The sequence below is a fragment of the Ruegeria sp. HKCCD4315 genome (assembly GCF_013112245.1).
Lineage (GTDB): Bacteria > Pseudomonadota > Alphaproteobacteria > Rhodobacterales > Rhodobacteraceae > Ruegeria.
Window position 1 is genome coordinate 453,381 of the sequence record NZ_WVRN01000001.1, and the last position, 20,428, is coordinate 473,808.

21 protein-coding genes are annotated in these 20,428 nt (G+C 57.3%); 10 read left to right on the plus strand and 11 right to left on the minus strand.

Annotated elements, in window-relative coordinates:
- Nucleotides 1-117: 117 nt before the first annotated feature.
- Nucleotides 118-1,449, plus strand: coding sequence for an FAD-binding oxidoreductase (locus tag GS646_RS02185; protein WP_171647356.1), 1,332 nt, complete (start codon nt 118-120; stop codon nt 1,447-1,449).
- 4 nt (nt 1,450-1,453) lie between these two features.
- Here the strand turns inward: GS646_RS02185 and GS646_RS02190 are convergent, their stop codons facing one another.
- Complete coding sequence (locus tag GS646_RS02190; RefSeq protein ID WP_171647354.1) at nt 1,454-2,386, minus strand: MBL fold metallo-hydrolase; 933 nt, start codon at nt 2,384-2,386, stop codon at nt 1,454-1,456.
- A 141-nt stretch (nt 2,387-2,527) separates the two neighbouring features.
- On the opposite strand from GS646_RS02190, the gene gltX reads away from it, so the two are divergent.
- Complete coding sequence (gene gltX, locus GS646_RS02195; RefSeq protein ID WP_171647352.1) at nt 2,528-3,853, plus strand: glutamate--tRNA ligase; 1,326 nt, start codon at nt 2,528-2,530, stop codon at nt 3,851-3,853.
- A 26-nt stretch (nt 3,854-3,879) separates the two neighbouring features.
- Here the strand turns inward: gltX and GS646_RS02200 are convergent, their stop codons facing one another.
- Entirely contained in the window at nt 3,880-4,491 is a 612-nt protein-coding gene (locus tag GS646_RS02200) for a gamma-glutamylcyclotransferase family protein (RefSeq protein ID WP_171184052.1), read from the minus strand.
- A gap of 93 nt (nt 4,492-4,584) precedes the next feature.
- Between GS646_RS02200 and GS646_RS02205 the strand changes: the two genes are divergently transcribed.
- The gene (locus GS646_RS02205) at nt 4,585-5,031 is read left to right on the plus strand and encodes an Rrf2 family transcriptional regulator (protein ID WP_171184054.1); all 447 of its coding nucleotides are present in this window, start codon (nt 4,585-4,587) and stop codon (nt 5,029-5,031) included.
- Nucleotides 5,032-5,033: 2 nt separating this feature from the next.
- Here GS646_RS02205 and GS646_RS02210 read toward each other — a convergent pair whose 3' ends face one another.
- Together GS646_RS02210 and GS646_RS02215 are read right to left on the minus strand one after the other, a co-directional pair.
- Complete coding sequence (locus tag GS646_RS02210) at nt 5,034-7,562, minus strand: ABC transporter permease (protein WP_171647350.1); 2,529 nt, start codon at nt 7,560-7,562, stop codon at nt 5,034-5,036.
- A complete protein-coding gene (locus GS646_RS02215; RefSeq protein WP_171184058.1) occupies nt 7,559-8,254 on the minus strand; it encodes an ABC transporter ATP-binding protein in 696 nt (231 codons plus the stop codon). The genes GS646_RS02210 and GS646_RS02215 overlap by 4 nt, the downstream gene beginning before the upstream one ends.
- 27 nt (nt 8,255-8,281) lie before the next feature.
- Here GS646_RS02215 and GS646_RS02220 point away from each other — a divergent pair, with 27 nt between their 5' ends.
- The gene (locus GS646_RS02220; protein WP_371732011.1) at nt 8,282-8,944 is read left to right on the plus strand and encodes an arylesterase; all 663 of its coding nucleotides are present in this window, start codon (nt 8,282-8,284) and stop codon (nt 8,942-8,944) included.
- Between the two features lie 6 nt (nt 8,945-8,950).
- Here GS646_RS02220 and GS646_RS02225 read toward each other — a convergent pair whose 3' ends face one another.
- Nucleotides 8,951-9,505: a L,D-transpeptidase gene (locus GS646_RS02225; RefSeq protein WP_171647348.1), complete on the minus strand. Its 555-nt coding sequence runs from the start codon at nt 9,503-9,505 to the stop codon at nt 8,951-8,953.
- A gap of 163 nt (nt 9,506-9,668) precedes the next feature.
- On the minus strand, nt 9,669-9,875 hold the full coding sequence (locus GS646_RS02230; RefSeq protein ID WP_171093536.1) for a cold-shock protein: 207 nt from the start codon (nt 9,873-9,875) through the stop codon (nt 9,669-9,671).
- 462 nt (nt 9,876-10,337) lie between these two features.
- Between GS646_RS02230 and GS646_RS02235 the strand changes: the two genes are divergently transcribed.
- A complete protein-coding gene (locus GS646_RS02235) occupies nt 10,338-10,724 on the plus strand; it encodes a hypothetical protein (RefSeq protein WP_171184062.1) in 387 nt (128 codons plus the stop codon).
- Nucleotides 10,725-11,006: 282 nt separating this feature from the next.
- On the opposite strand, the gene GS646_RS02240 is transcribed toward GS646_RS02235, so the two are convergent.
- The gene (locus tag GS646_RS02240) at nt 11,007-11,696 is read right to left on the minus strand and encodes a DUF2971 domain-containing protein (RefSeq protein WP_171184065.1); all 690 of its coding nucleotides are present in this window, start codon (nt 11,694-11,696) and stop codon (nt 11,007-11,009) included.
- 77 nt (nt 11,697-11,773) lie between these two features.
- Entirely contained in the window at nt 11,774-13,441 is a 1,668-nt protein-coding gene (gene ettA / locus GS646_RS02245) for an energy-dependent translational throttle protein EttA (protein WP_010442471.1), read from the minus strand.
- 225 nt (nt 13,442-13,666) lie between these two features.
- Here ettA and GS646_RS02250 point away from each other — a divergent pair, with 225 nt between their 5' ends.
- The 3 genes from GS646_RS02250 to dacB all read left to right on the plus strand — a co-directional run bounded on the left by GS646_RS02250 (nt 13,667) and on the right by dacB (nt 16,248).
- Nucleotides 13,667-14,050 carry an MOSC domain-containing protein gene (locus GS646_RS02250; protein WP_253759574.1) on the plus strand — a complete coding sequence of 128 codons (384 nt, stop codon included), beginning with the start codon at nt 13,667-13,669 and terminating at the stop codon, nt 14,048-14,050.
- 32 nt (nt 14,051-14,082) lie between these two features.
- Nucleotides 14,083-14,703 carry a nicotinate-nucleotide adenylyltransferase gene (locus GS646_RS02255; protein ID WP_171184251.1) on the plus strand — a complete coding sequence of 207 codons (621 nt, stop codon included), beginning with the start codon at nt 14,083-14,085 and terminating at the stop codon, nt 14,701-14,703.
- Between the two features lie 66 nt (nt 14,704-14,769).
- Nucleotides 14,770-16,248, plus strand: a complete 1,479-nt coding sequence (dacB, locus tag GS646_RS02260; protein ID WP_171647346.1) for a D-alanyl-D-alanine carboxypeptidase/D-alanyl-D-alanine-endopeptidase — start codon at nt 14,770-14,772, stop codon at nt 16,246-16,248.
- A gap of 26 nt (nt 16,249-16,274) precedes the next feature.
- On the opposite strand, the gene GS646_RS02265 is transcribed toward dacB, so the two are convergent.
- The 3 genes from GS646_RS02265 to GS646_RS02275 all read right to left on the minus strand — a co-directional run bounded on the left by GS646_RS02265 (nt 16,275) and on the right by GS646_RS02275 (nt 17,908).
- A complete protein-coding gene (locus GS646_RS02265; protein WP_171184070.1) occupies nt 16,275-16,697 on the minus strand; it encodes a tellurite resistance TerB family protein in 423 nt (140 codons plus the stop codon).
- Nucleotides 16,698-16,799: 102 nt separating this feature from the next.
- On the minus strand, nt 16,800-17,174 hold the full coding sequence (locus GS646_RS02270) for an EamA family transporter (RefSeq protein ID WP_171093518.1): 375 nt from the start codon (nt 17,172-17,174) through the stop codon (nt 16,800-16,802).
- Nucleotides 17,171-17,908 (minus strand): class I SAM-dependent methyltransferase, encoded by a 738-nt coding sequence (locus GS646_RS02275; RefSeq protein WP_171184072.1) that lies wholly within the window; start codon nt 17,906-17,908, stop codon nt 17,171-17,173. Before GS646_RS02275 ends, GS646_RS02270 begins: the two co-directional genes overlap by 4 nt.
- A 380-nt stretch (nt 17,909-18,288) precedes the next feature.
- On the opposite strand from GS646_RS02275, the gene GS646_RS02280 reads away from it, so the two are divergent.
- Nucleotides 18,289-19,863: a lysine--tRNA ligase gene (locus GS646_RS02280; protein ID WP_171647344.1), complete on the plus strand. Its 1,575-nt coding sequence runs from the start codon at nt 18,289-18,291 to the stop codon at nt 19,861-19,863.
- Between the two features lie 48 nt (nt 19,864-19,911).
- The gene (locus GS646_RS02285) at nt 19,912-20,313 is read left to right on the plus strand and encodes a DUF4864 domain-containing protein (protein WP_171184075.1); all 402 of its coding nucleotides are present in this window, start codon (nt 19,912-19,914) and stop codon (nt 20,311-20,313) included.
- The last annotated feature ends 115 nt before the right edge of the window (nt 20,314-20,428 follow it).

Genomic DNA, 20,428 nt, shown 5'->3' on the forward strand with positions numbered 1-20,428 from the left:
TTTCGGCACCTGGGCCACAGGTGTCGAAAATACTGCAAGAGCGCTCGGAATTCACATTGCTTATCCACGGTAGGCAGGTCTCCATACTGGTCCAAGCGACTGATGTAAGACCTGTTAATGACCGCACCCAAACCAACCCCCGTCGAATCTGATCTGGCCCTGCCCAAACGTGTGGATGTTGTCGTCATTGGCGGAGGTATCATTGGCGTTTCAACAGCATTAGAGCTGGCTGAACGCGGCGCTTCTGTTCTTTTGTGTGAAAAGGGTCAGATTGCAGCAGAGCAGAGTTCGCGCAATTGGGGTTGGGTGCGTCTGGGTATGCGAGACCCAAGGGAAATTCCCCTGATGCAAGAGGCGTTGCGCGTCTGGCAAACGCTGGACGAGCGTTTGGGGCGCGAAACAGGCTATACCCAATCCGGCATCCTGTTTGGGGCCTCTGGCGCAAGAGACGCAGCCAACCTGCAAAAGTGGATGCGCCATGTTGATGGATTGCAAACCGGGGCCAGGATAGTGTCCGGCGGTGAGCTTTCCGATTTGCTGCAAGGGCATAAAACGGGTTTGACAACAGCGCTTTACATGCCGCAGGACGGTCGGGCCGAGCCGCAATGGGCTGCTCCGGCCATTGCAGAGGCTGCACGAAACCGGGGTGCAGTGATCATGACGCAATGCGCCGTACGAAGTTTGGACACTCGTGAGGGGCGTGTCGCGGGTGTCTTTACAGAACGTGGAAAAGTGGCCTGTGACCGGGTTGTCCTGGCTGGTGGGGCCTGGTCGCGGTTGTTTGCAGGCAACGCAGGTGTCGCACTGCCGCAACTCAAGGTTTTGAACACGGTCCTTCGCACATCCCCCGTGCACGATGGTCCTGGACCCGCGTTGTGGTTCGACGATTTTGCGATCCGCAAACGCGCTGACGGCGGCTATACCATTGCGTCTGGCCACGAAAACACAGTGGACATCGTGCCCGACAGTTTCCGGCTTGCGAAACAGTTCCTTCCTGCCTTTGCGCAAGAGTGGAAATCTCTGCGTTTTCGCTTGTCCAAACGCTGGACGATCGAAGCGCGACACGATCGGCGCTGGCTGCCCACCGATGTGACCCCGTTCGAGCAGTGCCGAATTTTGAACCCTGAGCCATCGCAGAAAACGTTGCGGCACGCTTGGGGCCGCGCCTGTAAGGGGTTCCCGGCGCTGGTTAACAGCGAAGTTGTGCAAAGTTGGGCCGGAATGATCGACGTTACGCCTGACGCCATTCCGGTGATCTCAGGTGTGGATGAGTTGCCGGGTCTTTTCATTGGCACAGGATTCTCAGGCCATGGATTTGGCATTGGTCCAGGTGCCGGGCGATTGATCGCCGATCTTGTCGCTGAAACGACGCCTTGTGTGGATCCGGCCACGTTTCGCCTGTCGCGGTTCACCGACGGTTCGAAAGTGCGACCGGATCCGGGGTATTAGTGGCTTAGCCCATCATCTGATAGCTGACCGGAACAAAGCGGAAGCCTTCGCCACGTGTCTCTACAAAGCCAGCAGCTGGAAACGGCATGTGATAGCCGATCATCGGCACCTTATCTGCGGCAAGCATGCCCAGAACGTTGCGCCGCGATGCGGTCGCAGCCTCTTTGTCGGCGTCAAAGCTAAAGCCCCATTCCGGGTGCGCAAAAGACCAGACATAGTGGTTGGCCAGATCGGCCGTCAGAACCAGCCGCTGACCGTTGCTTTCGAGATGGAAAACCGTGTGACCCGGCGTATGTCCATAAGCAGCGATGGCTGTGATGCCAGATGACACTTCTCCGCCATCCTCGACAAAGGTCATCTTTTCGGCCAATGGCGTGACCTTGGCCGCGACCATGTCGCCGACACGGTTTCCGGCTTCCATCCCGGACCAGAAATCGTATTCGGACGATGCCGTGACATAGCGTGCATTCGGGAAGGTCGGCGCGTCATTTGTGGTCATGCCGCCAATGTGGTCGGGGTGCATATGAGTGATAACAACCACGTCGATCTGATCGGGCGTGACGCCCGCATCGGCCAAAGCTGTCTGAATACCGCCTTGTCCCAAACCAGTGTCAAACAGAACAAGTTCGGATCCTGTATTGACCAGCGTCGGGGTGAAGAAGAACTGCGCCACGTCGGGTGAGATGAAGTTTTCGGCGGATACCTTTGCGAAATCTTCATCTGACACGTCCTGGCCAAACAGCGCTTTGGCGTCATCGCGAGGGACGCTGCCGTCCAGCAATGTGGTGACAGTGAAATCACCCAGAGCAAACGATCTGGCGATGGTTGATTTCGCTTTGGTTTCAGTTCCCGCAGCCAGAATTGGCGTAGCGGCAGAGGCAAAAGGTAAAGCCGCTGCCGCACCAAGTGCAGCCCGGCGGGTCAGTTTGATAGTCATTTTGGGGTCTCCCTGTCTGTGCCAGCAATGCTTTAGATAGGTCCTATGCGCGAACTTGCCACCTGACGTTGCTGTGAACAGGTCTGCCGACTGGACAAATAGCCAATCCTGTGACAAGAGCCGCGCCAACAGGAGACATCCATGACAACCACCCGTTTCGCCCCGTCGCCCACCGGTTACATCCATGTGGGCAACCTGCGCACCGCCCTGATGAACTATCTAATCGCCCGCAAGGCTGGCGGTACATTCATCCTGCGTATTGACGATACCGATCCCGAGCGTTCGAAAGAAGAATATGTCGATGCCATCAAGCAGGATCTGGAGTGGCTGGGTCTGCATTGGGACAAGGTTGAACGCCAGTCTGACCGCTTGGATCGCTATGCCGAAGCTGCGGACAAGCTGCGTGAGATGGGTCGGTTCTATGAGGCGTTTGAGACGCCGACCGAGCTGGACTTGAAACGCAAGAAGCAACTGAACATGGGCAAGCCACCGGTCTATGATCGGGCCGCGCTGAACCTGTCAGATGCCGAAAAAGACGCCCTGCGCGCCGAACGCGGCAACGGTGTATGGCGCTTCAAGCTGGATCATGAGCGCATCGATTGGAATGACGGCATTTTGGGCGACATCTCGATTGATGCTGCTTCGGTGTCTGACCCCGTATTGATCCGCGGTGACGGTCAGGTGCTTTATACAATTGCGTCCGTTGTGGACGATACCGAAATGGGTGTAACCGATGTGGTGCGGGGATCGGACCATGTGACCAACACTGCAACGCAGATCCAGATAATCGAAGCGCTTGGTGGCAACTGCCCGCGTTTCGCACACCATTCGCTTCTGACTGGCCCTCAGGGGGAGGCATTGTCGAAACGTCTGGGAACTTTGGCTCTGCGCGACCTGCGCGAACAGGGCGTGCAGCCGATGGCATTGCTGAGCCTGATGGCGCGTTTGGGGTCATCTGACCCGGTTGAGTTGCGCTCGGACATGGCGGAATTGATCGAAGGGTTTGATGTGAACCGGTTTGGTGCGGCACCGACCAAGTTTGACGTACAGGACCTGTTCCCGCTGACCGCCAAGCACCTGCAATCGCTGCCGCTGGCAGATGTAGCTGATGCGGTGACGGATGCTGGTGTTCCGGCTGAATTGGCGGAACCCTTTTGGGCCATGGCGCGCGAAAACATCACAACTCTGGCCGATCTGAAAGGCTGGTGGGAACTGTGCCGCGATGGGGCCGAGCCTTTGATTGCCGATGAAGATCGCGAATTTATTGCCGAGGCGATCGCTTTGTTGCCCGACGGCCCGTTTGATGGCGAGACCTGGGGTACTTGGACCAAAGCGGTGAAAGAGGCGACAGGCCGCAAGGGCAAAGGCCTGTTCATGCCGCTGCGCAAAGCCCTGACTGGGATGGAGCGGGGGCCGGAAATGGCGGCTCTGCTGCCCTTGCTGCAAGTGATCCGCGCACGGGGCTGATCGCCCCGTACCGAAACTATGTGAGCTTAGAATTTGAAAGAGGCAGGCAAATCGTCTGCCTCTTTTTGTTGGTGTGGTTGGATAATCTTCACGGATGCGCGTTCCAGGCGGTTATCTACAAACGCTGTTTCGTCAGGTTTGAGCTGTTGATGGCGGGGATATTTCGGCTCGGCCCGGTCATTCACAACAGGCGCGTCCCAGCCGTCGGTTGTGGCAAAGAACCGGTCCGCACCATCTTGTCCAAACGCCCTCAGGTATCCCTGCACAACGACATCAATATAACTTAGCAGCAAGGGATGGTGATTGCTGGGCGCGGTGTGCCGGTCATGGGGCACCGCATAAACCGCGATTTCGACATCATGCGTCAGGGGGTGTGAAATCGAATTCGTTGCCGGAACCCGGTCATAGGCCCATTCCCGCTGATCCAGTGCGGCCCAGTCGTTTTTAGGCACATGGGCGATCATGCCTTCGATCTCGGACTCGGGGTCGGGAATTGCGGTCAGGAACGCGACCGGACGCAGATCGGTATGGCGCCACGCCCGTTTCCAGCCTTTCAGCTTCGCGGGGCGCGGGTCGGGAAAATCATGGGTCGCGAGGTTCACAAGGCTGCCATAGCCAAAGAAATAGGGGTCAGGCATGGATAAGGCGTCCTTTTGATCGATTGATGTATGTCAAACCGCTTTTTTCCCGGACATGCAATAAGGCTGCATCTAGAATTCAGGGAGGCCCTCATGCGGATTACCAAACGGACGAATATCGCTGTGCGCCTGTTGATGTATTGCGCAGCGCACCCGGACAGGTTGGTCACGAAGGCGGAGATCGCCGAAGTGTGCAACATCTCGGAAAACCATCTGGCACAAGTGATCAATCAACTGAGCCAGTTGAACTATCTGAGCACGCAACGGGGTCGCAATGGCGGCATGTCCCTGGCGCGCCCGGCGGAAGAAATTCGGATCGGTGCCGTTTTTCGGCATGTCGAAGGGGCCTTGCCCATTGCCGAGTGTTTTGCGGATGCGGACAACACCTGCCCCTTGACGGATGCCTGCCGGTTGCGGCTGGCGCTGCAAGACGCGGCCGAGGTATTTTACGCTTCACTTGATGATGTATCGCTGGATGCTTTGGTCTGTGACAACGATCCGTTGCTGAAGCTTCTGCAGCCCGTGGCCTGTGTACGCTGAACTCAGTCGCTGGCGCGTAAAATGCGGGCCGGTCGGGCCGAAAGCGGGCGCAGCGCAAAGGCAAGACCTGCGCAAAGTGTGACGCCGATCCCGGCCAGAACAATGCCGAGGGCCGAAGACCAGATGACCGCAAAATCCGTCTCGAATATGTAGGTGGCAACGGCCCAGCCGCCCAGAATGCCGACCAGCAAGGCAACACAGCCCGCGGCGGCCCCCAGTAAGACAGAGCGCAGGCCAAAACTGCGCAGAATGCGGCCCCGATTGGCCCCGAGGGTTTTCAGGATTGCCGCTTCGTATCTGCGGGCAGGTTCGCCTGCCGCTGCCGCTCCGATCAAGACCAGAAACCCGGTTAGCAAGGACACACCTGCGCCGTAAGAAGTAGCGGCGGCGATGCCGGCCAGCAGGCCCGAGACACGGTCGATGGCATCGCGTACGCGAATGGCCGTGATGTTGGGGAACTGGCCGGCGAGATCCCTGAGGATGGCAGCCTCGGCCTGCTCTTCTGCATAGACAGTGGCGATGAAACTGTGCGGTGCACCGGACAGTGCAGAGGGGTTCATCGACATGATGAATCCCATGCCTGCGGTTGAAAAATCCACTTCGCGCAGGGATGTCAGTTCTGCCGTAATGTCGCGACCAAGGATATTGACGGTCAGTTGATCGCCAAGTTGCAGGCCCATTTCGGCGGCCTCTTCAGCGGCAAAGCTGACCTGCGGCGTGCCCGAATAATCCTCGGCCCACCACTCCCCGTCGGTTACATTCGCGTTTGCCGGGGGCTGGGCGGAGTAGGTAACACCACGGTCGCCTTCCAGCACCCAATGATCACCAGCCACGTCACGGGCAGGGCGGCCGTTGATCTGCGTGATGATCCCGCGCAGCATTGGCGCGCTTTCGATGCGGCTGACGGCAGGGTCCGAAGTCAGGCGATCGGTAAAGCCGGGCATCTGGTCCTTCTGGATGTCGACGAAGAAATATGAGGGCGCAACGTCCGGTAAATTGCCAGAGATCGCGTTGCGCAGCGTGCCGTCGATCTGTCCAACGGCGGCTAGAACGGACAAGCCCAGGCCGAGCGACAGAACAACCGAGCCTGCGCCTTCACGCGGGTCTGAAATGGCGGACAAGGCCCATCGCAGGGCGGGGCGGCCGCGTGCCAGAGGCGCTCCGGCCCGTGCCAGTTTGCGAATGGCGTAGGCTGAGAGGGTCAGCAAAACCAACGCGCCCACAAGCCCGCCGCTTGTCCAAAGGGTCAATCGGGTGGATCCGCTGAACCAGGCGGCAACGGTGACAAGCAACACAAGTCCAATTCCTGTGGCGATGACAAAGATCGGGCGTGGGATCGCTCGGGCTGTGCTCAGCGCATCGCGAAACAGGGTTGCGGCCCGCACGTCCTCGGTTCTGGCCAATGGCCAAAGCGTGAACAGAAATGCGGTGAGCAGCCCATAGATTGCGGCCTCAATCAGTGGTTGCGGATAGAGCGAGAATACTGCCGGAACCGGTAACTGGCTTTCCAACAGAGGCGCCAGAAGCAGCGGAGCCAGCCCACCCAGCGCCAGGCCGAGCGCAATTCCGATCACAGACAGCACGCCGATCTGAAGCATGTAGGTTTGAAAAATCGTCGCGCGATCAGCCCCCAAAGTGCGCAGGGTCGCGACGGTTTCCGTTTTTTGGCTCAGGTACGCGCGCACGGCGGCAGAAACTCCGATACCACCTACGGCAAGGCCCGACAGTCCAACAAGAACCAGAAACGCGCTGAGGCGACCGACAAACTCGGAAATACCGGGGGCACCGTTACGCGCATCGCTCCATCGCATTCCCGTGCCGTCGAAGGCTTTGTCAGCTTCGGCGGCGATTTCGGGAAGAGCAATCGTGTCTGGCAGGTTCAATCGGTATTTGGTCGAAAACAAAGTACCGGGTTCCAACAACCCGGAGGTCTGTAGCGCCTCGGTTCGAACCAATGTGCGCGGTCCAAGGCCAAACCCATCTGCCGCGCTGTCGGGTTCGTTCACCAATGCGGCTGTCAGGATAAATTCCTGTGTCCCAAGCTTGAAGCGATCACCGACAGTCAGCCCAAGCCGGTCGATCAGCACTTGCTCCATAATTGCTCCGGGCAAGCCGGATGTCCCGTTTAGGGCATCATCCAGCGTGATGTCAGGATCCAGTTTGACCGAACCAATCAAGGGGTACGCAGTGTCGACGGACTTGACCTGGGTAAGTGCGCGCTCCGGTCCGTCGTCACGGGGTACAACAACCATCGAGCGGAAATCGACGATTTCGGACACCTGTTCGGATGCTTGCTGCATCCAGGCACGCTCTGCCTCGTCGGCAAAGCGATAGGTGAATTCAAGCTGGGCGTCGCCGCCCAAAAGCGAAGCACCTTCCTGCGCCAATCCGGTTTGAATGGCTTGCCGTACCGACCCGACGGCTGCGATGGCAGCGACGCCGAGAGCCAGACAGGCCAGAAAGATCCGAAATCCCTGCAAGCCGCCGCGTAGCTCGCGACGGGCGAGCCGCCCCGCCAGTCGCAGGCTCATTCGGCGGCCTCCTGCAGGGTTTCTTCTGCAATCCGTCCATCGCGTAAACGGACGACACGATCACAGCGTTCCGCCAGAGAACGGCTGTGGGTGACAAGAACGAGCGTGGCCTCGTATTTTTGGCGCAGTCCGAACAGCAGATCAACAATCGCGGAGCCGTTTGTTTCGTCCAAATTCCCGGTCGGTTCGTCCGCCAACAAAATCTTGGGGCGCGGCGCTGAGGCACGGGCAAGTGCCACCCTTTGCTGTTCGCCACCCGACAATTGCGCCGGGTAATGATTGCGCCGATGCGACAGGCCAACAGCTTCCAGCTCAGCCTCGGCACGGTCGAACGCGTCCTTTTGGCCCGCCAACTCCAGCGGTGTAGCCACGTTCTCAAGCGCAGTCATGGTCGGGATCAGGTGGAAATTCTGAAACACCACGCCCATGTTGTTGCGGCGAAAGCGGGCCAGAGCATCTTCGTCCTTGCTGGTTAGGTCCTGATCCAACGCGGTAATCTGCCCACTGGTCGCTTGTTCCAACCCACCCATCAACATCAGCAGTGAAGATTTGCCCGAGCCGGACGGCCCAATCAGGCCCAGTGTCTCACCCTTGGTCACAGACAACGTGATGTCATGCAGAATATCGACCCGTCCGGCATTGCCATCCAGAGACAAAGCAGCATTTTGGAGAGTGAGAACGGCAGATGTCATAGGTTTACCCGATTAAGGAGCGGTCTTTTGGGATATGGAGCGATCACCACATTGCGCAAGGCTTTGATGACAGGTCTGTTTATCTTCTGCGGTTTCACGGCCACAGCCGAGCAAGTGGTGATTGCCGCCTTGGGGGATTCGTTGACGCAAGGCTATGGGCTGGTGGAAGAAGACGGGTTTGTACCTCAGCTTGACCGTTGGCTTGAGGGCCAAGGAGCGGATGTGCAGGTGATCAACGCCGGTGTCTCGGGCGACACAACGGCGGGTGGGGCCGCGCGGGTGGAATGGACTCTGACACCGGACGTGGATGGAATGATCGTTGCCTTGGGGGGAAATGACCTGCTTCGCGGGATCGATCCTGCCGTATCGAGGGCCAATTTGAGCAAAATCCTCGAGGTTGCACGGGCAGGTGATGTCGCCGTTCTGCTTATCGGCATGCAGGCCCCCGGCAACTACGGGGCCGAGTACAAGCAGGACTTTGACGCCATGTATCCCGAATTGGCCCAGGACTTTGGAGCATTGTTCGTCAGCAGTTTCTTTGAAGGGCTGACAGCCGACGGCGATCCCGGCGCAGTGTCGCAGTTCATGCAGGCTGACGGCATTCATCCAAATGCCGACGGGGTCGCCCGGATCGTGGATGCGCTGGGCCCGTCCGTTCTGGAGCTTGTAGGGCAGGCAGCGGCCCCCTGACTTTGATCAGACGACCGTGACCACTGTTCCGATTGGGACACGATTGTATAGGTCAATGACATGTTCGTTCAGCATACGGACGCAGCCGTTTGACACTGCATGACCAATGGTTTGCGGCTGCGTTGTGCCATGGATGCGGAAATATGTGTCGACGCCGTTCTGGAATAGATACAGCGCTCGCGCGCCCAAAGGGTTATCTCCGCCACCGGGTTGGACATAGTCATTGTCCTTGAACTTTGCATAGGCCACCGGGTCGCGTTCGATCATCTCGTCGGTCGGGCGCCAGGTCGGCCATTCCTTCTTCACGGCGATCGTCGCTGTCCCGGTGAACTCCAATCCCGCCTTGCCGACCCCACAGCCATAGCGGATCGCTTTGCGAGGCTCAGTCACGTAGTAAAGATAGAACGAGCGGGGGGCGACCAGAAGCTGCCCGGGCACAAATTGCTTTTTGATGCGCACGAATTGCGGCGTCGGATCATACTCGACCGCTTTCTTGGCGCTGGCGATTCCCGGCAGCAGGCTGGCAGCTGTTCCGGCCAGAAAAACACGGCGTGTAAACATCGAAAACCCTCATCGAATGACCAATGAAACTTAAGAACAGTTTCAGTATGATATGATACTTGGTCAATTCTGGGGCAAACATCACGTGGTCGTGATGTGTTCCGGCCGCCACGCAGGCGAGCAGGAGGGAAAGGGTAAGGCCATGCCTTACCCTTAGACTGGCTTAGGCCAGCTGGATGTTGTCGGCGCTTTCACGACCGTCACGACCAGCGCGCAGTTCATACGTGACCTTCTGGTTGTCGGCCAGACCGGTCAGGCCCGAACGTTCGACAGCCGAGATGTGAACGAAGATGTCTTTGCCGCCATCTTCGGGTGCGATAAAGCCGTAGCCTTTGGTGGTGTTGAACCATTTTACGGTGCCTGCGGGCATATCCGTTGTCTCCTGTTTGGTGCTGCCCACGTGGATGCGGCAGCCTGGCGTCGTTGTCTGGATCGATAGACTGAGCGCCGTAAAAGGAGACAGTGGGTCGAAATAGAAAAACGTAAGCTCCTTTCATATGGCATTGAGGTGGCCATGTGGCAAGGGATGATCGCCTGGATTGAACCTTGGCCCCAGAGCCTATTGCGGTGTTTCAAGGGGTTTTTGATCAAAGGGTTGGACTTGCCGTGCCCGGCTCATACGACCGGTGGTTATCCCCGTTTCCGAATAAACGCATAACGAGTCTATTGAGAATCGCAGCTTTGCTTGCGGCCCTTTGAGGCACAGGATCAGAGTCGTCTTGTTAGGACGGTATCCTTTTATCTTATAAGTCTCCATTTCAATTCAATTATTGAGATATTTGAAAAATGACGCTGAAATGCTATAATTAATTACAGGGCCGTGGGGGCGTTTATGAGAGTTATTTGCACATTGGCGGTTCTGTTCTGGGCCGGAGCATCAGAAGCATTGACCACCTTGGATGGGGCGGAAAGCGTGAATGTGGATGATGAAGTTAGGTCTGAGCTTCTCTCGGGCTTTGACAGCGAAAGACATCAAGAAGAGTTGGAATGGGAAAACCCCGGTTTGCCCCTGATCTCTGAACCCTATGACGAAAATCGGTATTTTGAAGAGCTGGAATTGTTGGGGGAACGTACAGATCAAGAGGGTGGCATGACGGAAGGCACTTTGGCGCAGGCGAACCTTTCGGCTGTTCCGATACCAGCCAGTTGGTTGCTGCTGGTCGGCGCTTTGGCCGGGCTGTTTGGTCTGGGCAAACTTCGCGGAAACCGGTCAGCTTAAGGGCTGCAACTGCGATCATCCATTAGAGTTTTGACTGGGGCGCCGGAGTTTGGTTGCTCGGAGGGGTCTTAATGCATTTAAATTTGGCTGGATGGCATCCAACCGATTGGCCTTGTTCGTCGATACATCGCGATATTCGCGCGAGTAGAGTTGATCCGGAGTGGCGCGATTGTGGGACGGAAGGGGCGTTCGGGGAACCGTAGGATGGGTGATTTCACCCATCATTTGATGAGGTAGATTGGGATTGAGGCGCGATGGGTGCAAGCACCCATCCTACGCTTGCTACCAAATAGGTGCTTCGGACAGTCTCGACCTTTGAACATCGGCTTTCATGCCGTTTCGGTTCACGAGTGAAGCAACGACTTCCAAGAACCATTTAGGGCTTTCAGGATGTACCAAGACGCTTTCTACAAGCTCGTTCAGATCAACCGTAACTTGCACACCATAGTCGACCTCATTAATTCTGTCGCTGTTCGGGGTTTTCCCAAAACTCGGGAAAACTACCCTCACCTCATTCTCGTGTCGAAAGCTCATCCTTTTGTGCATCACAGGCCATAGTGTGTTGTTAAACGGGATGACGACATTTTCGTAGTCAGCATATATCACACCTCCCAAAAAAATCTCTTCAGGCAGAGCGGCAGCCAATTTTTCGTACGTAGTTTGGATGGCGAGGCCTTGATTTAAGAGTGAGTACAGCCTCCACATTGCGGCTGATTCATGGTCATTCAAATGCCAGCAACTAACGAAATTCTCTTTTGGAAATTGTTTGAATGCATTTCGAATTTGCTGTTCGGGTGTTCCGTTTGGAAAGCTCTTGTCTTCTGCCTCAGAAATGATCTGTTCCGAAACAGTCGCGATTGCAGCGATAGTGGCGCTGGTCAAAGATCCTTCAAAATTGTCCCCAAGTTTGTCCGCGCGAGTAAAGAACATCGCTCTTGTTGTAAGAAGCGACACAAACTTGGCCAGGTCCATGTACCTCCAAACCCGACTACGTGGGTTTGGAGGTTGCCTAAAGCAATCATGCTCAAGTTTGGCAGGCATTTGCCATCCTACCGCGCAAACTTCTTATGCTTCAACCGCTTGGGCTCCAGCGCGTCCGGTCCCAACCGGCGCTTTTTGTCCTCTTCATAGTCCTCGAAGTTGCCCTCGAACCATTCCACATGTGCGTCACCCTCAAACGCCAGAATATGCGTACAAATCCGGTCGAGGAAGAAGCGGTCGTGCGAAATCACAACGGCGCAGCCGGCGAAATCGACCAACGCGTCTTCCAGCGCGCGCAGGGTTTCGACGTCCAGATCGTTGGTCGGTTCGTCGAGCAGCAGGACGTTGCCGCCCTCTTTCAGCAGGCGGGCCATGTGGACGCGGTTGCGTTCACCGCCTGACAGCAGAGAGACCTTTTTCTGCTGATCGCCGCCTTTGAAGTTGAAGGACGAGCAATAGGCGCGGGAGTTGACCTGCGCGTCACCCAGCTGAATGATCTCGGCGCCACCGGTGATCGCCTCCCACACAGTGTCGTTGTCTTTCAGGTCGTCGCGCGATTGGTCGACATAAGACAGCTCGACCGTGTCGCCCAGTGTGATGGTGCCGCTGTCGGGCTGTTCCTGACCGGTGAGCATCTTGAAGAGCGTCGATTTACCCGCGCCGTTGGGGCCGATGACGCCGACAATGCCGCCGGGGGGCAGGGCGAAATCCAGCCCTTCGATCAGTTGCTTGTCGCCCATGTGTTTCGAGAGACCCTCGACCTCGATCACCTTGCCACCAAGGCGCTGGCCGTTGGGGATGACGATCTGGGCGCGGGTCAGCTTTTCGCGTTCGGACTGCTCGGCGAGTTCGTTATAGGCGTTAATCCGGGCCTTGGATTTGGCCTGACGGGCCTTTTGACCCTGACGCATCCACTCCAGTTCGCGCTGCAGGGTCTTCTGCTTGGACTTGTCCTCGCGGGCTTCCTGCTCCAGCCGTTTGGCTTTTTGTTCCAGCCATGCGGAATAGTTGCCCTCGTAAGGAATACCCCGGCCACGGTCGAGTTCCAGAATCCAGCCGGTGATGTCATCCAGGAAATACCTGTCGTGGGTGACGATCAGGATGGTGCCCTTGTAGTCGATCAGGTGCTGTTGCAACCACGCGATAGTCTCGGCGTCCAGGTGGTTGGTCGGTTCGTCCAAGAGCAGCATGTCGGGCGCTTCGAGCAGCAGTTTGCAGAGCGCCACGCGGCGTTTCTCACCACCCGAGAGGTTGGCGATATTGGCATCGTCCGGCGGGCAGCGCAGTGCCTCCATCGAGACGTCGATCTGGCTGTCGAGGTCCCACAGGTTTTCCGCGTCGATCGCGTCCTGCAGGGTGGTCATCTCCTCCATCAGCTCGTCCGAATAATTCTCGGCGATCTCCATGGCGATTTCGTTGAAGCGGTCGACCTTGGCCTTTTTCGCGGCGACGCCCAGCATGACGTTTTCGCGGACGGTCAGCGATTCATCCAACTGCGGTTCCTGCGGCAGATAGCCGACCTTGGCACCCTCAGCCGCCCAAGCCTCACCAGTGAAATCGGTATCGAGGCCGGCCATGATCTTCATCAGCGTCGATTTACCCGCGCCGTTGACGCCGACGACACCGATTTTCACGCCGGGCAGAAAGCTCAGGTGGATGTTTTCAAAGCACTTCTTGCCACCGGGATAGGTCTTGGAGACACCCTGCATGTGGTAGACATATTGATAGGCGGCCATGTCGCGTCCTCTGGGTCGGGGAAATTGAGTTGAAACGTTGGATATCCGAGGTGGGCGTGCTGGGCAAGCTGGTGGTTTTGTGAATTTCGATTAGTGCCGGTTTCACCTAAACAGGCTTGATCATACAAGGGGTATAGATTGTCTGAATTGGCAAAGTTGATTGAAGGTTGGGCGCAGCCGGGGCGTGTCGAATGGATCGGCCTTCGGTCTGAGAGGCGGTCAGTGATGAATATTGCGGACGACGTATTGATCGCCACTGACGGGCTCGACGGCGACCGTGGCCACGCTGGCAAGCGGGCGGTGACTCTGATCCAGCAGGAACATTTGACGGCGATTGGGTCGTATCTGGGGCAGGGGCCGATTGCGCCTGAAATCCTACGGCGGAATCTGGTGGTGTCGGGGATCAATCTGGCTGCGCTCAAAGGGCGCGATGTTCAGGTAGGAGAAGCCATTTTGCGGTTTACCGTGATCTGCGCGCCGTGCAGTCGGATGGAGGAAGCGCTGGGCAAAGGCGGGTATTCTGCCGTGCGTGGGCATGGGGGCTGGTGTGCCGAAGTCCTCCGCCCGGGGCGTGTCAAGCTGGGTGATGCGGTGCAACCTGTTGATTGACAACCCCCCTGAGTTCTGAACATCAGCAGGGGATGGAGCGTTATCATATTCCATATGCGCGACCCGGGCAGGTGATCGGGCTGTTCGGAGGGTCTTTTGATCCTCCGCATAAAGGCCATGTACATGTCACTCGTGAGGCGATGAAGGCGTTTGGGCTGGATCGGGTGTGGTGGCTGGTATCGCCGGGTAATCCGTTGAAGGAGCATGGGCCAGCCCCGATGGCGCGGCGGTTGCAAGCTGCGAAAGCTGTGATGCAGCACCCGAAGGTTGACGTGACGGATATCGAGGCGCTGACGGGTACGCGGGCGACGGCGGATACTCTGGCAGCGCTTCGGCGGCTGTATCCGCAGGTTCGGTTTGTCTGGCTCATGGGGGCCGACAATCTGGCGCAGTTCCACAAATGGAAAGACTGGCGGCTGATCATGGATACCGTGCCTGTTGGTGTGGCGGCGCGGCCGAGGGATCGGATCTCGGCCCGGATGTCACCGGCGGCGCGGCTTTATGCGAAGTACCGGATCGACGGGCAGGCGCGGCATCTGCTGGGTCGCGCGCAAGCCCCGGCCTGGTGTTTCGTCAATGTACCTATGGTCGATGTCAGCTCGACCGAAATCCGGACGCGCGGCGAGTGGCGCGCGCAAGTGTTGCCGGAATAGCCCCTTTGGGCGCATAATCTCAGCGAGAGGTTGTGTGGTTTTATTCTGTGGGATTTTAATTCAGCTATGGCTGATCGATTTTCACGTCGTGTGTTTCTGGGGGGATTGGGGGCATCTCTGATCCCGGCAGCAGGTCTTGCGCAGGCACCTCTGGTTTCTCTCAGGCCGCAGATCCGTGGGGTGCCGTTAAGCGGGGCCGAGCGTCTGGTGGCTGCGGCCGGGTTAAAAGGCGAGGTTGTATTTGCGGTTGCGGATGTAGCGACCGGTGCGCAGCTGGAGGAGTTTGGTGATGGGGCCGCCTTGCCCCCCGCCAGTGTCGGCAAAGCGTTGACCGCACTTTACGCGTTGGATGTTCTGGGCGCGGATCACCGGTTTGAAACCCGTTTGGTGGCAGATGGTCGGATCGAAAACGGCATTCTGCAGGGCGATTTAATCCTTGTAGGCGGTGGAGATCCCTTGCTGGACACAGATGCGCTGGCCACGATGGCGGCCAACCTGCGCGAGGCTGGCATTACCGAGGTGCGCGGTGCGTTCAAGGTCTATGACGGCGCGCTGCCATTTGTGTACAGCATCGACCCTGGACAGCCGGATCATGTGGGGTACAGTCCTGCCATCAGCGGGATTTCGTTGAATTTCAACCGGGTGCACTTTGAGTGGAAGCGCGCGGGCAAAGGATATGACGTCAGCATGGACGCACGCAGTGCGCGTTATGTCCCTGCGGTGGATGTAGCCTCGATGCGCGTCGAGAGCCGAAGCCTGCCGATTTATACTTATCAACCAAGCGCGCGGCAGGATCGCTGGACCGTGGCGAAGGGTGCGCTGGGCAATGGTGGAGCTCGCTGGTTACCGGTGCGCAAACCCGCGCTTTACGCTGGCGATGTGTTTCGAACATTGGCGCGATCAAACGGGATTGTGCTGGGGCGGGTGCAAGTAACACGACAAAGCCCGCAGGGCGTGGATCTTGTGGTGCATCGCAGTAATCCCTTGGAGAGCATTCTACGCGGGATGTTGAAATATTCGACCAATCTGACGGCTGAGATGGTCGGAATGGCGGCGACAAAGGCACGGGGTGTCTCTCCTGGGAATTTGGAAGAGTCGGCGGCCGAGATGAACCGGTGGGCCTCGGAGAGTTTTGGTGTGAACGGTATCGCCATGGTCGATCATTCCGGTCTTGGTGATGCTTCGCGCATTGTACCCGCAGATCTGGTTTCGGCCTTGGTGGTCGCACAGAAGGCAGGGAAACTGCGCCCGTTGATGAAACCTTTTGCTTTGACCGATCGGAATGGTCGGGTCGTCAAGAACCACCCAGTTAAGGTTGACGCCAAGACAGGGACACTGAACTTTGTTTCCGGGCTGGGCGGTTTCCTGACAACAGCAGACGGGGTCGACCTGGCCTTTGCTATCTTCACGGCAGACGTGGCGAAACGCGCGAAAATACCACGTGCTCAGCGTGAACGTCCGGATGGTGCGCGCAGCTGGAACCGAAGGTCGCGAAAGCTGCAACGCGCACTGCTTGAACGCTGGGGCTCGCTATATGGCAGTTAAGCCGTGAAACCCGACGAAGCCTGTTGTCAGACGGCGTGACGCGCGCGGGCACCGCGTTCAATTGCGGCCGCGTGCAGGCGGTCGATACTCAATTCGTACCGGATTTCTTCCAGCAAACGCAGCTCGGTCTCGGCCAGCGATCGATCTGCGGCGGCAACATCACAGGCCAGCGCATAAGCTGTTTCGTTCAGCCGTTCGGGAAGGTTGTCGCGGATTAGGCCAAACAGAGCATCCAGCCCGTCTTCCTGTTCGAACAGATCAAACACGATCTGTGAAACGTGGCGCATACGATCTATGTCATATCCGGCGAAGACCGGCAGCATGTTCACCGCCACTTCGATCTTGACCAGTTCAGCAGTTCGGATCGTTTCGTCAGATGCCGAAATCGCAACCATGATCGCCACAAGGCAATCCTGTGGGGACATCGGGTGGGGAACTTGCTCGGTCATTCGGTGCATCCTGCTTGGGGTTCTTCAAAAGCGCAGGATAGAAGGGGGGCAGGGCAGGTTCAACATCTTGTTTTGCCGAGTTTGTGCGGCAGGTTGAACCGGTCAGGTATTCATCACCGCCATTCCGCTCAGCAAAAGCCCGGCCCCGATCCAATAGCGCAGCCCCAGTGTTTCGCCGAAGAACAGCCAAGAGGCGAGGGGAACCAGCACAAAACTAAGCGCCATGAACGGATAAGCTTGCGACAGAGGCACATGCCTAAGCACATAAATCCAAAGGATCGTTGCGGATCCGTAGATCGCAAGTGCGACAAGCAAAAAAGGATCAAAAAGGGTGTGTACTACGCCCACTAAGCCTGTGGCGTCGCGTCCGTCGATCCGCCCACCTGCGAGCTTGAACAACACCTGACCGGCGGAAATCATGACAGGCGTCAACAGCAAGCCCGTCCAGATCAATACCGTTGGCGCGGTGGCGCTCATGCTGCCTGATCCTTTACGGGCTTTTCGTTGCTTTGATCCACAGGGCGGTCTTCGCAGTAATAGATGTCGCGCCCGATATCTTCGCAGACATGTACGCTTGGGCTGGGATGTACAGCGCGCAAAAAGCTGTGGGTGTAGGGGAAGAAGTTAAAGTGCGGATTGAAGCTGTAGCGGTATTCCCTCTCACGCGGGACCACAATGATGACGCGCTTGCGCGCGACCCGCCGCAGTTCCGCAATCGCTTGGCGATAATCCAGCAGGTGCTCGATCACATGAGTGCAGATAACGGTGTCGAAGCTGTTGTCGTCAAAGGGCAGATCTTCGATCCGCGCGGCGACATAGGTAATGTTGTCCAGAGCTTCCGCGTCGTCGACCACAAAATCCACGCCGGTCATGGCGGCTATGTCTGGGCGCTGGGCACGGATACGCTGTAAAAGAACACCAGTGCCGCAACCGACATCGCAGATGCTGTCGCCCACGATGTCTTTGGCAATCCGATCTATGCAGGCTTCGGAATTGTCGGTTCCGTCATGAACGCGCGGATGGTCGCGATACAGGGTTTCGTATTCTTCATCTGTCAGAAACGGTGCACGTTCGCGGAACGCCGCCAGCCGGGTGATATGTTCACCCCAGACCCGACGAGCAAGCCAGTGAAAGGCGGCGCTGTCGCGTAAGATTGGCGGTACGATGTCTTCAAGCACAAAGCGGATCAGATTGGTCGTTTCGCGTCGCATCTTTTGTCCTGTGGTCCGGTAAGGTTCCTGATCTTGCCCCAGTCATACATGGCCCGAGAAGCCCGTGAAATATGCGGGCCAAGTCAGAGCGTACCGCCCGTGTCTTTTTTGTTTCGGAGAGTACAATCGCCCCAGCATTGTGGCTTCAGTAAGGCTGAGCTGTGAAACCTGTGTCTCGGGCCTATTGAAGACAGCGTTCGGGTATTCGGAGTAGTGCAGGAGACTTTAGCCCTTTGAGCATGGGAAAACACCGGTTTCTGGTCAGTTATGGCAGGAAACGGGCCAGTGCTTTATTGACTCATGCTGCACTGGCACAATAGGAGGGGCCGGTCCGGTTGCATGGGGCAACCAAGGCACCTTTCCCGATGGAGCACATTGAAATGTCTGAACTGCGTGAAACCGCGATGTCGTCCAAGGCCTGGCCTTTTGAAGAGGCGCGCCGGTTGCTCAAACGCTATCAGAAAGGTGCTCCGGAAAAGGGGTATGTGTTGTTTGAAACCGGCTATGGCCCTTCGGGTCTGCCGCACATCGGTACCTTCGGTGAGGTTGCGCGGACCACAATGGTAAAGCGTGCGTTCGAAGCGCTTTCTGACATTCCGACCAAGCTGATCTGTTTCTCGGATGATTTGGACGGGATGCGGAAGGTGCCCAGCAATGTGCCGAACCCGGAGATTCTGGAGCAGCATTTACAGCGCCCTTTGACCTCGGTGCCGGATCCGTTTGGTGAATATGACAGCTTTGGCGCGCATAACAACGCGATGCTGCGGCGTTTCCTAGACACATTTGGGTTTGAGTACGAATTCTACTCGGCCAAAGAATTCTATGAGTCCGGGCAGTTTGACGAAATCCTCAAACGTGCGGTTGAACGCTATGATGAAATCATGGCGATCATGCTCAAGAGTTTGCGGGAAGAGCGCCAGCAGACCTATTCGATTTTCCTGCCGCTGCACCCTGAAAGCGGGCGGGTCATGTATGTGCCGATGAAAAAGGTCTGCGCTGAAACATACACCGTGACCTTTGACGATGAGACAGGCAAGGAATGGACCGTTCCCGTCACCGGGGGCCATGTGAAGCTGCAATGGAAGCCGGACTTTGGCGCGCGCTGGGCCGCTCTGGGTGTCGATTTCGAGATGTACGGCAAAGAGCACGCGACGAACGAAAAGATCTATGACTCGATCTGCCGTGCGCTTGGCGGCCGTGCGCCCGAGCATTTCAGCTATGAGCTGTTCCTGGATGAAAACGGTCAAAAAATCTCGAAGTCGTCCGGAAACGGCGTGTCAATTGACGAATGGCTGACCTATGCGCCGACCGAGAGCTTGGCGTACTTCATGTATCAGAAGCCCAAAACGGCCAAGCGGATGCATTTTGATGTGATCCCGAAAGCTTACGATGAGTATCATCAGCAGTTGCGTGCCTATCCGGGGCAGGATCTGAAGGCGCAGTTGAACAACCCGGTCTGGCATATCCATGGTGGTGACGTTCCTGAATCGACGCTGATCGTGCCCTTTGCGATGTTGCTGAACCTCGCATCCGTATCGGGGGCGGAGGACAAAGAAACGCTATGGGGCTTTATTCGCCGCTATGCGCCCAACGCAACGGCCGAGAGCCACCCTGACCTGGATCAGGCGGCTGGGTTCGCTGTGCGTTATTTTAACGACTTCGTCAAACCGACGCGCAAGCACCGCGCACCGACGGATCAGGAACGCGAGGCACTGGAGGCACTGAAGGCTGCGCTTGAAGCCTATGATGGCCCCACCGAGGATGAGGCGCTGCAGTCGGTGGTCTATTCGATCGGGCGCGAGCGGTTTGACCCGATGCGCGGCTGGTTCACAGCCCTTTACGAAGTGCTTCTTGGCGCGTCGCAAGGCCCGCGTTTCGGGGGGTTCATCGCGCTGTATGGTGTGCCGGAAACAATTGCTCTGATCGACAAAGCACTGGCCGGAGAGCTGGTCTGATTTGACCTGAACAGGTCTGGGGCTACCCTATCTGCAGGAGGTGGCCCCATGCGTCGATTATTGCTTGCTCTTTCCTTGAGTGCCGGACTGGTGTCGGGGGCGTATGCCCAAAGTTCTGAAATCGAAGCGAACATCGCGGCGCAGATACAAGCCTTCAAGGCCGATGATTTCGCGACGGCCTTTACTTTCGCCAGCCCAAACATTCAGCGGCTCTTCCAAAATCCGGACAACTTTGGAGCAATGGTCCGCAATGGGTATCCCATGGTTTGGCGACCTGCTGATGTACGCTTTCTAGAACTGCGCGAGATTGCCGGGTCATTGTGGCAGAAAGTCATGATCACCGACGGCGATGGGCGCGTTCACATTTTGGACTACCAAATGATCCCTTTGGAAGGTGGTTGGAAAATAAATGGCGTTCAATTGTTGGGTAACGCTGACCCTGCGGCTTGAGGCAACACCACCGTCACGGTGAGATGAGCCGTAGTTAATTCCCTTTCGGTATCCAGACTTGCGCGTTCGGGGTGGACCTGAACACGGGGTTTGGACGCGTCGCATGACCTGCGCG